Origin of the sequence: Streptomyces sp. NPDC007095, from assembly GCF_040634475.1 — a bacterium.
Classification (GTDB): Bacteria; Actinomycetota; Actinomycetes; order Streptomycetales; family Streptomycetaceae; genus Streptomyces.
The window spans coordinates 1-11,745 of sequence record NZ_JBEYFS010000299.1; the positions used below are offsets into that span (position 1 = coordinate 1).

Annotated in this window: 13 protein-coding genes and 1 pseudogene; 6 read left to right on the forward strand and 8 right to left on the reverse strand. The window is 69.9% G+C overall.

Annotated features, from left to right (window positions below; translation table 11 throughout):
* Positions 1-397, forward strand: a 397-nt coding sequence (locus tag ABZ656_RS51815; RefSeq protein ID WP_360278895.1) for an FAD:protein FMN transferase, incomplete at its 5' end; no start/stop codon positions are given.
* Positions 398-445: 48 nt separating this feature from the next.
* Here ABZ656_RS51815 and ABZ656_RS51820 read toward each other — a convergent pair.
* The 5 genes from ABZ656_RS51820 to argC form a co-directional block, all read right to left on the reverse strand.
* Positions 446-982: an arginine repressor gene (locus tag ABZ656_RS51820; protein WP_101406180.1), complete on the reverse strand. Its 537-nt coding sequence runs from the start codon at positions 980-982 to the stop codon at positions 446-448.
* A gap of 10 nt (positions 983-992) precedes the next feature.
* Entirely contained in the window at positions 993-2,198 is a 1,206-nt protein-coding gene (locus tag ABZ656_RS51825) for an acetylornithine transaminase (RefSeq protein ID WP_101406179.1), read from the reverse strand.
* Complete coding sequence (gene argB, locus ABZ656_RS51830; protein WP_101406178.1) at positions 2,195-3,139, reverse strand: acetylglutamate kinase; 945 nt, start codon at positions 3,137-3,139, stop codon at positions 2,195-2,197. The genes ABZ656_RS51825 and argB overlap by 4 nt, the downstream gene beginning before the upstream one ends.
* Before the next feature lie 162 nt (positions 3,140-3,301).
* Positions 3,302-4,453 carry a bifunctional glutamate N-acetyltransferase/amino-acid acetyltransferase ArgJ gene (gene argJ, locus ABZ656_RS51835; RefSeq protein ID WP_360278900.1) on the reverse strand — a complete coding sequence of 384 codons (1,152 nt, stop codon included), beginning with the start codon at positions 4,451-4,453 and terminating at the stop codon, positions 3,302-3,304.
* On the reverse strand, positions 4,450-5,478 hold the full coding sequence (argC, locus tag ABZ656_RS51840; RefSeq protein WP_360278903.1) for an N-acetyl-gamma-glutamyl-phosphate reductase: 1,029 nt from the start codon (positions 5,476-5,478) through the stop codon (positions 4,450-4,452). Before argC ends, argJ begins: the two co-directional genes overlap by 4 nt.
* A gap of 150 nt (positions 5,479-5,628) precedes the next feature.
* Here argC and ABZ656_RS51845 point away from each other — a divergent pair.
* Positions 5,629-5,757, forward strand: a pseudogene (locus ABZ656_RS51845) (VOC family protein); the annotation flags it as partial.
* Between the two features lie 58 nt (positions 5,758-5,815).
* On the opposite strand, the gene ABZ656_RS51850 reads toward ABZ656_RS51845, so the two are convergent.
* On the reverse strand, positions 5,816-6,196 hold the full coding sequence (locus ABZ656_RS51850) for a hypothetical protein (RefSeq protein WP_101406175.1): 381 nt from the start codon (positions 6,194-6,196) through the stop codon (positions 5,816-5,818).
* A 94-nt stretch (positions 6,197-6,290) separates the two neighbouring features.
* Positions 6,291-6,719 (reverse strand): DUF5997 family protein, encoded by a 429-nt coding sequence (locus ABZ656_RS51855; protein WP_101406174.1) that lies wholly within the window; start codon positions 6,717-6,719, stop codon positions 6,291-6,293.
* Positions 6,720-6,776: 57 nt separating this feature from the next.
* Here ABZ656_RS51855 and ABZ656_RS51860 point away from each other — a divergent pair, with 57 nt between their 5' ends.
* The 3 genes from ABZ656_RS51860 (at position 6,777) to ABZ656_RS51870 (ending at position 8,583) form a co-directional block, all read left to right on the forward strand.
* On the forward strand, positions 6,777-7,574 hold the full coding sequence (locus ABZ656_RS51860) for a LysR family substrate-binding domain-containing protein (RefSeq protein ID WP_360278907.1): 798 nt from the start codon (positions 6,777-6,779) through the stop codon (positions 7,572-7,574).
* A gap of 155 nt (positions 7,575-7,729) precedes the next feature.
* Positions 7,730-8,143, forward strand: coding sequence for a MerR family transcriptional regulator (locus ABZ656_RS51865; RefSeq protein ID WP_101406173.1), 414 nt, complete (start codon positions 7,730-7,732; stop codon positions 8,141-8,143).
* Entirely contained in the window at positions 8,140-8,583 is a 444-nt protein-coding gene (locus tag ABZ656_RS51870) for a carboxymuconolactone decarboxylase family protein (protein WP_101406172.1), read from the forward strand. Before ABZ656_RS51865 ends, ABZ656_RS51870 begins: the two co-directional genes overlap by 4 nt.
* On the opposite strand, the gene ABZ656_RS51875 is transcribed toward ABZ656_RS51870, so the two are convergent.
* The gene (locus ABZ656_RS51875) at positions 8,570-11,047 is read right to left on the reverse strand and encodes an alpha-L-arabinofuranosidase C-terminal domain-containing protein (protein ID WP_360278911.1); all 2,478 of its coding nucleotides are present in this window, start codon (positions 11,045-11,047) and stop codon (positions 8,570-8,572) included. The two genes, ABZ656_RS51870 and ABZ656_RS51875, sit on opposite strands and share 14 nt — an antisense overlap.
* Positions 11,048-11,201: 154 nt before the next feature.
* Between ABZ656_RS51875 and ABZ656_RS51880 the strand changes: the two genes are divergently transcribed.
* Entirely contained in the window at positions 11,202-11,657 is a 456-nt protein-coding gene (locus ABZ656_RS51880) for a DUF6314 family protein (protein ID WP_101406170.1), read from the forward strand.
* The last annotated feature ends 88 nt before the right edge of the window (positions 11,658-11,745 follow it).

Consider the following 11,745-nt stretch of genomic DNA (forward strand, 5'->3'; position numbering starts at 1 on the left):
CGTGAACGGCGGCGGCGACGTCCAGCTGCTCGGCGCGCCGGGCACGCACCGCCCGTGGCGGGTCGGCGTCTCGGACCCGCTGCGTCCCGGTTCACTCGCGGCCGTGGTCTCCGCGGCCGGAGTCGACGAACTGTCGGTGGCCACCTCCGGCACCGCCGAGCGCGGCGCCCACATCGTCGACCCCCGCACCGGCCGCTCCGCGGTCACCGACCTGGTCGCCGTGACCGTGGTGGGTCCCCGCATGACCTGGGTGGACGCCTGGGCGACAGCCGCCTTCGCGATGGGATCCCGAGAGGCCCTGACCTGGCTGGAGTCCCTCCCCGACATCGAGGCCCTACTGATCACGGCGGGAGACGAGGTCAGATGCACCGGGGGCTTGGCTCAACGCCTGGGGTGAGACCGGGGGCGGACCCCGACCCGGGGTGCGCCCCCACCGTCGTACAGCTCAATGATTGTTCTGAGCCAACCGCAACAGGTGATCGGCCAAGGCCTGCCCACCCGTCGGATTACGACTGATCAGCAGCAACGTGTCGTCACCGGCGATCGTCCCGAGAATGTCCTGCAGCTCGGCCTGGTCGATGGCGGAGGCGAGGAACTGCGCCGCCCCCGGCGGGGTACGGAGAACCACGAGGTTCGCGGACGCCTCCGCGGAGATCAGCAGCTCCGCCGAGAGCCGCCGCATCCGCTCCTCCTTCGCCGACTCCCCCAGCGGCGCGCGCGGGGTGCGGAAACCGCCCTCGCTCGGCACCGCGTAGATGAGGTCGCCGTCGTTGTTGCGGATCTTCACCGCGTTCAGCTCGTCCAGGTCCCGGGAGAGCGTCGCCTGCGTGACGCTCAGCCCGTCGTCGGCGAGAAGCTTCGCCAACTGGCTCTGGGATCGCACCGGTTGCCGGTTGAGGATGTCCACGATCCGGCGGTGGCGTGCGGTGCGGGTCTGCGGCACGGCAGGCCCGACGTGCTCGTGATCCTGCGCCTGGCTCATCGTCGTCGTCTCATTCTTTGGCTCGTCCGTCCCCGTTGGCTACAGCGTCGAGGACACCGGGAAGGGCCTGGAGGAACGCGTCCACCTCGTCGTCGCTCAGGTTCAGCGGGGGCATCAGCCGTACGACATCGGGGGCGGGCGCGTTGACCAGGAGACCGGCGTCCTGAGCCGCCTGCTGCACCTGGGGCGCGAGCGGCTCGGTGAGCACGATACCCAGGAGCAGGCCCGTACCTCGGACATGGTCGATCAACGGGTTACCGAGTGACTCGATTCCGCCCCGCAGTTTCTCGCTCGCGGCCTTCACGTTCTCGAGGAGCCCCTCGGACGCGATCGTGTCGAGGACGGCGAGTCCGGCGGCACAGACGACCGGGTTGCCGCCGAAGGTCGAACCGTGGTGGCCGGGCTTCAGCAGCTCGGCGGCCCGGCCGAAGGCGACGGTCGCGCCGAGCGGCAGTCCGCCGCCGAGGCCCTTCGCGAGGGTGACGACGTCCGGCAGGACACCTTCGTGGTCCTGGTAGGCGAACCAGGGCCCGGTGCGGCCGATGCCGGTCTGCACCTCGTCGAGGACGAGGAGGCTGCCGGTGGCGGCGGTGATCGCGCGAGCGGCCTTGAGGTAGCCGGGCGGGGGTACGACCACGCCGTTCTCGCCCTGGATCGGCTCGATGATCACGAGGGCCGTGTCCTCGGTGACCGCCGCGGCCAGCGCCTGCGCGTCACCGTAGGGGACGTGCGTCACGTCACCGGGCAGCGGCAGGAACGGCTCCTGCTTGCCGGGCTGGCCGGTGAGCGCGAGCGCGCCCATGGTGCGGCCGTGGAAGCCGCCGTGGGTCGCCACCATGTGGCTCCGGCCGGTCAGCCGGCCGATCTTGAACGCGCCCTCGTTGGCCTCGGCACCCGAGTTGCAGAAGTACACCCGTCCCTCGCGGCCGAAGAGCTGGAGCAGCTTTTCGGCGAGCGCGACCGGCGGCTCCGCGACGAAGAGGTTGGAGACATGGCCCAGGGAGGCGATCTGCCGGCTCACGGCCTCGACGATCGCCGGGTGGGCGTGGCCGAGCGCGTTGACCGCGATACCGCCGACGAAGTCGAGGTACTCCTTGCCGTCGGCGTCCCACAGCCGGGTGCCCTCGCCGCGGACGAGCGGCAGCCGCGGGGTGCCGTAGTTGTCCATGAGCGCGCCCTGCCACCGCTGGGTGAGCTCCTCGTTGGTCCCGGTCATTCGGCGTCCCCCTGTTCATCGGGCCGTGCGTCCGGCACGACCATCGTGCCGATCCCCTCGTCGGTGAAGATCTCCAGCAGGATCGAGTGCTGGACCCGGCCGTCGATGACGCGGGCGGTGGTGACGCCGTTGCGCACGGCGTGCAGACAGCCCTCCATCTTCGGCACCATGCCGCTGGCCAGTTCGGGCAGCAGCTTCTCCAGTTCGGAGGCGGTCAGACGGCTGATCACCTCGTCGCTGTCGGGCCAGTCCTCGTAGAGGCCCTCGACGTCCGTGAGGACCATGAGGGTTTCGGCGCCCAGTGCCGCAGCGAGAGCCGCAGCCGCCGTATCAGCATTGACGTTGTAGACATGTCCGTCGTCCTGGCTCCGGGCGATCGAGGAGACGACCGGGATCCGGCCGTCGGCGAGCAGTGCCTCGATCGCGCCCGTGTCGATCGCGGTGATCTCGCCCACCCGCCCGATGTCGACCAACTCCCCGTCGATCTCGGGCTGGTGCTTGGTGGCGGTGATGGTGTGCGCGTCCTCGCCGGTCATGCCGACGGCGAGCGGCCCGTGCTGGTTGAGCAGTCCGACCAGCTCGCGCTGCACCTGACCGGCCAGGACCATGCGTACGACGTCCATGGCGTCCTCGGTGGTGACGCGCAGGCCCGCCTTGAACTCGCTGACGATGCCGTGCCGGTCGAGGGCGGCGCTGATCTGCGGGCCGCCGCCGTGCACGACGACGGGCTTGAGTCCTGCCTGCCGCAGGAACACCACGTCCTGGGCGAAGGCGGCCTTCAGCTCCTCGTTCACCATGGCGTTTCCGCCGAACTTGATGACGACCGTCTTGCCGTTGTGGCGGGTCAGCCACGGGAGTGCCTCGATGAGGATCCGGGCCTTGGGCAGTGCGGTGTGTTTACGAGTCGAGGACTTTCGCTCTTCTGAGTGATTGACCGTCATAGCCGACTTTCGGAAAGATCTCGGATCAGCCGCCGGGCGGGCGGTGTTGGCCTGCGGAGGCGATGTAAGACTCATCTCGGACACGTCCGGGGCGAGTGGCCGCCTGTGAAGCAGGAACCCTCGTCGGCGACGACGAGGACCCGCGACAACCAAGCGGGCACGTCAAGAGGAGTAGGCGCTGTTCTCGTGGACATAGTCGGCCGTCAGGTCGTTGGTCCAGATCGTCGCAGACTCATTGCCTGCCGCGAGGTCCGTCACGATGTGGACCTCGCGGTAGCGCATGTCGACGAGCTCGCGGTCCTCGCCGACCCCGCCGTTCTTGCAGACCCAGACGCCGTTGATGGCGACGTTGAGCTGGTCGGGCTCGAAGGCGGCGCCGGTCGTGCCGATCGCGGACAGCACGCGTCCCCAGTTGGGGTCCTCGCCGTGGATCGCGCACTTGAGGAGGTTGTTGCGGGCGATGGAACGGCCCACCTCGACGGCGTCGTCCTCGCTCGCGGCGTTCACGACCTCGATCTTGATGTCCTTGGCGGCTCCCTCGGCGTCCCGGATGAGCTGCTGCCCGAGGTCGTCACAGACCGCGCGTACGGCCTCGGCGAACTCCGCGTACTCGGGGGTGACCGCGGAAGCGCCGGAGGCGAGCAGCAGCACGGTGTCGTTGGTCGACATGCAGCCGTCGGAGTCGACGCGGTCGAAGGTGGTGCGGGTGGCGGCGCGCAGCGCCCTGTCGAGGGTCTCGGAGTCGAGGTCCGCGTCCGTCGTCAGCACGACGAGCATGGTGGCGAGGCCGGGGGCGAGCATGCCCGCGCCCTTGGCCATGCCACCGACGGTCCAGCCGTCGCCCGTGTGCACCGAGGTCTTGTGCACGGTGTCGGTGGTCTTGATGGCGATGGCGGCCTTCTCGCCGCCGTGCGCGGAGAGCTGGGCGGCTGCCGACTCGACCCCGGGCAGCAGCTTGTCCATCGGCAGGAGTACGCCGATGAGCCCGGTCGACGCGACGGCGACCTCGCCGGCGTTGACGTCGAGGACCGCGGCGACCTTCTCGGCGGTCGCGTGCGTGTCCTGGAAGCCCTTGGGGCCCGTGCAGGCGTTGGCACCGCCGGAGTTGAGGATCACGGCGGAGACCTGACCGCCCTTGAGGACCTGCTCGGACCAGAGGACCGGCGCGGCCTTGACGCGGTTGGAGGTGAAGACGCCCGCGGCGGCGAGGCGGGGCCCGTTGTTGACCACGAGGGCCAGGTCGGGGTTGCCGTTCTCCTTGATCCCGGCGGCGATGCCCGCAGCCTGGAATCCCTGTGCTGCCGTGACACTCACGGTGCGACTCCGATCGTGGAAAGACCCGTTTCCTCGGGAAGCCCGAGGGCGATGTTCATGCTCTGCACGGCCCCGCCGGCCGTGCCCTTGGTCAGGTTGTCGATGGCGCTGATCGCGATGATGCGGTGCGTCGCTTCGTCGTACGCGACCTGGACCTGAACGGCGTTGGAACCGTAGACGGACGCGGTGGCGGGCCACTGCCCCTCGGGCAGCAGGTGGACGAAGGGCTCGTCGGCGAACGCCTTCTCGTACGCGGCGCGCAGGGACTCACCGGTGACCCCTGCACGCGCCTTCGCGCTGCACGTGGCGAGGATGCCCCGGGGCATCGGCGCGAGGGTGGGCGTGAAGGAGACGGTGACCGGCTCCCCCGCCGCCGCGCCGAGGTTCTGGATCATCTCGGGGGTGTGGCGGTGGACGCCGCCGACTCCGTACGGGGACATGGAGCCCATGACCTCGCTGCCGAGCAGATGGGGCTTGGCGGCCTTGCCCGCGCCGGAGGTCCCGGACGCGGCGACGATCACGGCCTCGGGCTCGGCGAGTACGGCCGCGTACGCCGGGAAGAGGGCGAGGGAGACGGCCGTGGGGTAGCAACCGGGCACCGCGATGCGCTTGGACCCCTCCAGCGCGGCGCGGGCGCCCGGCAGTTCGGGAAGGCCGTAGGGCCAGGTGCCGGCGTGCGCGGAGCCGTAGAACTTCTCCCAGTCCGCCGGGTCCTTGAGCCGGAAGTCGGCGCCCATGTCGACGACGAGGACGTCCGGGCCGAGCTGCTCGGCGACGGCGGCGGACTGCCCGTGGGGCAGCGCGAGGAAGACGACGTCGTGGCCGGCGAGGACGTCCGGGGTGGTCTCCTGGAGGACCCGGTCGGCCAGCGGCAGCAGGTGCGGCTGCAGAGCGCCGAGGCGCTGGCCCGCGTTGGCGTTGCCGGTCAGTGCACCGATCTCGACCTCGGGGTGCGCCAGGAGCAGACGCAGGGCTTCGCCGCCCGCGTACCCACTCGCTCCCGCCACTGCTGCGCGTACCACCATGGAACCCTCCTCCTAGATGGCATGACTATACGTTTCGCTGCACGTTTATGCAATCCATGCATGGCTGTCCCGGCCGGCCCTTGGCGACTGAGCGTTTCCTCCGGCGAGTGAGCAGTCCACCTGGCAGGGCTGAGCGCGTGAGGAGCGGGCGCCCATCGGGCGGAGTCGGTCGCGCGCCTGAAGGCTCTCGGTGCGACGCCCGTCGACGTGGACCGGGGCGAAGTGCCGTGGACGGTCCTCGCCGACCCGGAGGGCAACGAGTTCTGCGTCCTCGCCCCGTCCTGACGCGGAGCCTTGACGACACCCCTACACGTGGGAGACGCGGCCCGGGGGCCCTTCAGCGGATGGAGAGCAGCCACCGCCGGCGCGGGCGTTCCGTGACGAGGACGGTGGCGGCCAGCGCGGTGACCGCGACCGCCGCCCACGTGGGCCACAGCACCCACGAGGAGGCCACTGCCGCGACGAGCTGCAGCAGCACCAGAAGGATCGTGACCCAGCCGGGTACGGCGATGATCACGTGGGCCTTGTCCCCCGGGGTGGACAGGACCGCCGGAAGGCCGATCAGCAATATCAGGGACAGAGCGGCCAGTAGCCAGGAATGATCGGCCAGCACCCAAGGTGTCGCCACCCAGGCGACGAGTTCCACCGCGAACCGCAGAACGGATGCGGCACGATCGTCCGGCGGCCCCGGGACGACTTCCTCAGCAGCGTCGCTCACCCGCGGACGATCTCACGGCACGCGTCCGGCCACCAGGGCCCCGACCACGGACACGGAACACCGTCGTGTGGCGGGCCCGTCGGGCGGGGCGGGGTCAGGAACGGGAACTGCGGGGCTGGGCGGCGCGCTCCGTGTTCCGCTCAGCGTGCTGCTCCGCGCGCTTCTCCTTGAGGCGGACCTCTTCCTTGCGGACCTCGGCCTGAGTGGCGCGCTCCCGGCGCAGCCACCCCGGGTCCTCCTGCTTCAGGGCGTCGATCTGCTCCGTGGTGAGGGCGTCGGTGACCCCGCCGCGGGCGAGCCCGGCGATGGAGATGCCCAGCCGCGCGGCGACCACGGGACGGGGGTGCGGGCCGTTGCGCCGCAGCTCCTGGAGCCACGCGGGCGGATCGGCCTGCAGGGCGTTCAGTTCGGTGCGAGAGACGACGCCCTCCTGGAACTCGGCGGGGGTGGCCTCGAGGTACACACCCAGCTTCTTCGCCGCGGTGGCGGGCTTCATGGTCTGGGTGGTCTGGTGCGACGTCATGCGTCAAGGGTATCGAGCGTGTGCGCGACCTCCGACCACGACCGATAGCCTGGCGAGGTGACAGGCTCGGAAGTACCCCCTTCGTTCCGGCTCGCCTACGTCCCGGGAGTGACGCCCACGAAGTGGGTGCGGATCTGGAACGAGCGGCTGCCCGACATCCCGTTGACGCTCGTCGCGGTCTCCACCGACGAGGCGTTCGACGTGCTGCGGGGCCGCGGCGCCGACGCCGGATTCGTCCGGCTGCCGGTCGACCGGGAGGACCTCAGCACGATCCCCCTCTACACCGAGACGACGGTGGTCGTGGTCCCGAAGGACCACATCGTGGCGGCGGTCGACGAGGTGACCTCCGAGGATCTCGCCGACGAGATCGTGCTGCACCCCCTCGACGACACCCTCGACTGGGAGCGTCCGCCGGGGCAGCCCGCGTTCGAGCGCCCCGCCACCACGGCGGACGCCGTCGAACTCGTGGCGGCGGGCATCGGGCTCCTCGTCGTCCCCCAGTCCCTCGCCCGCCTGCACCACCGCAAGGACCTCACCTACCGGCCGGTCACGGACGCCCCGGAGTCACGCGTCGCGCTGTCCTGGCCACAGGACGCGACCACCGACCTGGTCGAGGACTTCATCGGGATCGTCCGCGGCCGGACCGTCAACAGCTCACGGGGGCGTGCCCAGGCCCCTGCGGCGCCCGCGGCCCCGTCGAAGGCCAAGCGCCCCGAGACGGGCGGCGGCACACGGCGCAAGCCCGCGGCGGGCAAGTCGTCCGGCAAGTCGACGACCGGCAGGAACCCCCGCAGCGGCGGTTCCGCAGGCGCCAAGGGCGGCGCCAAGCGAGGCAAGCCCCGCCGCCGCTCCTGACCCGGCGCCCCTCCCGAGGCGGGCCGAAACGCCGTCGGCCCCGCTCCCGGGCCGGGCCGAAACGCCGTCGGCCCCGCTCCGGGATCACCCATCTCCAGGATGGTCCGGCAGATGAAGCTTGACCTGGAGCACACTCCAGGTTCTACGGTTTCTCCATGACCAGCGAACAGCCCCTCCCGCAGGAGCCGACGCTCACGATCGCCCAGGTCGTCGAGCGCACCGGACTCTCGCACGACACGCTGCGGTACTACGAGAAGGCCGGCCTGATCCAACGGGTCGGCCGGACCACCGGGAACCAGCGGCGCTACGAGGCGGCCGACCTGGCCTGGCTGGAGTTCCTCATCCGGCTGCGCGAGACCGGCATGTCGATCGCGGACATGCAGCGGTTCGCCGAGTTGCGGGCGCGTGGCGACGTCACGGTTCCCGACCGGCTCGCGATGCTCCGGGAGCACCGCGCCGACCTCGCGGACCGCATCCGGGCGCTGCGCCGCAACGCGGCCTCCCTCGACGACAAGATCGACCACTACGAACGGCTGCTCGACCAGCCGGGATCGGACGCACTCTCATGACGCTCACGAACACCGCCACCACTCGCGAAGAGCGCTTCGAGCACGGCCTCGAGGTCCTCAAGCGCGTCGACGGCGAGGCCGGAGAGCGCGTCGTCGACGCGCTCGGCGACATCAATCCCGAACTCGGCCACCAGATCGTCTCCTGGGCCTTCGGCGACATCTACGACCGGCCCGGACTCGCCCCGCGCGACCGCCAGTTGGTGACGCTCGGCATGCTCACCGCGCTCGGCGGCTGTGAGACGCAGTTGGAGGTGCACGTCAACGCGGCGCTGAACGTGGGTCTTTCTCCGGACGAGATCGTGGAGTCGCTGCTGCACTCGGCCGTCTACTGCGGCATACCGAAGGCGATGAACGCGAGCCTGGTCGCGAAGAAGGTCTTCGCCGAGCGTGGGCTGCTGCCCGCCGGACAGCAGCCCACGCCTCCGGCTACCGCTGTCTGATCCGCAGGAAGGTCACGGAGTTCGCCGGGAAGGTGTAGGTGAACTTGTCGGTGACGCCGTCGAAGGCGGACTTCACGGGGGCGACCGCGGTCACCCTCTCCGAGTTCACCGCCTCCGGCGCGGCCTGGAGGGTGGTGACGGCCGCCTTGCGGCCCACCTTCGCCCCGCCCAGGTCGATCGCGGTACGGGCGTCCGCCGCCTGCGCGTTGACGACCTTGACGATCAGGTCGCCGGTCCTCGCGTCCCGCGTGACGACCTGACGGAACGGCTCCGCGGGCTTGTCGTCCCTGAAGCTCCCCCACTCCTGGCCATCCAGGTAGAGGGTCACCTGCCGGCCGCGGACCTTGATGTCGACGTCGTACGCCTTGCCCGTCTCGATCGTGCCGGGCTTGGAGATCAGGGTCGACTTGCCGCCGTCCACGGCCTGTTCGACCGCGGTCGTGGTGTTGTTCCAGCCGCCGAGGTTCCACCAGTAGTAGTTGCCGGTGTCCTTGACGCCGAAGGCGACGAGGAAGCCCTCCTTGCCGGACTTCTTGGTGGCCTTCACGTGCAGGTCGTAGTCGTGCCAGGCCGGGTCGCCCGCCGACACCATGGTGTTCTCGGCGCTCACGTCGGTCTGCACGTACTGCCCGTCCTGGAGGCTCCAGCTCCCGCCGCCCGTGTGGGTCCACCGGGAGGCGTCACCGCTGAAGTCGTCGCTGAGCAGCGTGGTGCCGTCGGCGCCGGTCACCTTCACATCGTCGTACGCCGCCGTTGTCGCCCAGGTCGACAGACCGACGGCGCCGGAGATGGGCGCGCTCAGCGAGGGCGTGGTGGTGGCCGTCGACGGCACCACCCGGTCGCCGACGTTGTTCATGAACAGCTTCTGCACCTCGTAGTCGGCCGAGCCCCACGAGGCGTGGTTGTTGAACCAGATCATGTCGGGCCGCCACTGCACATAGTCCTCGTTGGCGAGCAGCGGGGCGTACGAGGCAAGCTTGACGACGTCGGCGTTGCGCTCCAGACCGGTCATGTACGCGGCCTCGGCGAGGGCGTTCTTGAAGGTGTTGTCACCGGAGGCGTACTCGCCGAGGAAGACCTTGGGGCCGTTCCTGTCGTAGGAGTCGTAGCGGTCGTTGTTCTGAAGGAACCACTGGGTGCTGTTGTAGTAGTGCTCGTCGACCATGTCGACGTTCGCGTCCTTGTTGAGCTTCCAGGCGGTGTCGAAGGTGGTGCCGGAATCGTCGGGTCCGGCGTTCGAGATCACCTTGATGTCCGGGTACTTGGCCTGGATGGCAGCGCGGAACCGCTTGAAGCGGGCGAAGAACTCGGTGGGAAGGTTCTCCTCGTTGCCCACCTCCAGGTGGGTGAGGTGGAAGGGCTTCGGGTGGCCCATCGCCGCCCGCTTCCTGCCCCACTCGCTGGTCACCGGCCCGTTGGCGAACTCGATGAGATCGAGGGTGTCCTGGATGTGGCGCTCGAGGAGCGCGTCGTCGTCGGTGGCCTCGTTCTGGCCACAGCCGGTGACGAGCGCGGGTACCACGGGCAGCGGCATGGCGCCGATGTCCTCGGCGAACTGGAAGTACTCGTAGTAGCCGAGCCCGTAACTCTGGTTGTATCCCCAGAAGTTGGAGTTGGTGGCGCGCTGCTCGACCGGTCCGACGGTGTCCTTCCACTGGTACGAGCGCCGGCGCTGATATCCCGAGGCCTCGTCGTAGCCCTGCATGCTGCCGGTGTTGACCAGGCAGCCACCGGGGAAGCGCACGAAGCCGGGGTGCAGGGCGGCGATCTTCTCGGCGAGGTCCTTGCGCAGGCCGTGGCCCTTGTACGTGTCCCGGGGGATCAGCGAGATCATGTCGAGCGCGACGGGAGCGTCGGAGCCGACGGTGAGGCGCCCGGTGGTGCTGTCGCGGGTGGCGGTGAACCTGGCCCGGTACTTGGCCCAGCCGCCGCGCGCGGTGACCTGCCGGGCCTCGGCGAGCGCGCCGTCGGCGTCGTGCAGCGTCACGGTGAGCGGCGTCCTCGCGTCGGCGTGGGCCCAGACCGAGAAGTCGTACGTCTTGCCGCTCTCGACCCTGATCCCGGTGTTGTAACCGGAGTTGGCGACGGACGAGCCGGCGCCCAGGGCGAGATAGGTGCGATTGCGGGCGTTGAGGCGACCGTCGTCGTCCACGGTCGTCGCGGTGCCCGTGGTGGCCCAGGAGGTGAGCGGCGTGTAGGACCTGTTGTCGGCGGTGCTGTACTCGAACGACCGGTTCTGTATGAGTTCCGCGTACAGTCCGCCGTCCGCGGCGCGGTTGATGTCCTCGAAGAAGACGCCGTACATGGTGTCGTCGATCTTCGCGCCCGAGGCCTTCGGGTCGACGGTGATCGCGTAGTCGGTGACGTCGGCGGCGGCGTGGGCGGGCCCGGGAACGACGGCTGAGGCCACCAGGAGTGCGGTGGCCGTGAGTCCGAGTCTCCAACGGGTGCGGGTGCGTGACATGGATACTCCGCGGCTCTGTGGTGTTGAGTTGTTCGAGGTCTTGAGTTGTTCGGGATTTCGGACAACGATCAATACTTCGAACGGCAAGATAGGGAGGGGGTCAGAGCGCGTCAATGGGTCGCGCGGCATCGCATGGGACGGAGAGCGGGACGGTATGGGCGAGTTCTGGCCAGTGACGGACGTGCTCGCCCACCTGGGCGGGAGCTGGCGGGTGGAGCGCTCGGTGCGGGATCTCGCGAGCGATGCGGAGGGGTGGTTCACGGGGACGACGGTTTTCGGCCCACTGGAGGAACCAGGATCTCCGCACGGACTTCTGCACCGGGAATCCGGCACGTTCGTGTGGCAGGGCACGTCCCGGCCCGCCGAACGGACGCTGCGGTTCCTGCCGGGGCCGAGCCCGGCGGCGGCCCTCGTCCAGTTCTCCGACGGCCGCCCCTTCCACGACCTGGACCTGATCACCGGCCGGTACGTCACCGACCACCCGTGCGCGGCGGACCTCTACCGGGGCGAGTTCACGGTGCGGGACGAGGACCACTGGCGCACCGTGTGGCGGGTGGGCGGCCCCGCCAAGGACCTGCTCCTCACGACCGACTACACACGGCTGCCCTAGGCCCTGTCGTCAAATTCCCGCCTGCCCCGCGACGCCATGCACGCACTCTCGCCGCACCGGGCCCAGACCCGAGTACATCCAGTACGAG

Coding starts and splice junctions, on each gene's coding strand:
- ABZ656_RS51820 (WP_101406180.1), bottom strand. CDS start 982: ATGAGCCAGGCGCAGGATCACGAGCACGTCGGGCCTGCCGTGCCGCAG.
- ABZ656_RS51825 (WP_101406179.1), bottom strand. CDS start 2,198: ATGACCGGGACCAACGAGGAGCTCACCCAGCGGTGGCAGGGCGCGCTC.
- argB (WP_101406178.1), bottom strand. CDS start 3,139: ATGACGGTCAATCACTCAGAAGAGCGAAAGTCCTCGACTCGTAAACAC.
- argC (WP_360278903.1), bottom strand. CDS start 5,478: ATGGTGGTACGCGCAGCAGTGGCGGGAGCGAGTGGGTACGCGGGCGGC.
- ABZ656_RS51855 (WP_101406174.1), bottom strand. CDS start 6,719: ATGACGTCGCACCAGACCACCCAGACCATGAAGCCCGCCACCGCGGCG.
- ABZ656_RS51865 (WP_101406173.1), top strand. CDS start 7,730: ATGACCAGCGAACAGCCCCTCCCGCAGGAGCCGACGCTCACGATCGCC.
- ABZ656_RS51870 (WP_101406172.1), top strand. CDS start 8,140: ATGACGCTCACGAACACCGCCACCACTCGCGAAGAGCGCTTCGAGCAC.
- ABZ656_RS51875 (WP_360278911.1), bottom strand. CDS start 11,047: ATGTCACGCACCCGCACCCGTTGGAGACTCGGACTCACGGCCACCGCA.
- ABZ656_RS51880 (WP_101406170.1), top strand. CDS start 11,202: ATGGGCGAGTTCTGGCCAGTGACGGACGTGCTCGCCCACCTGGGCGGG.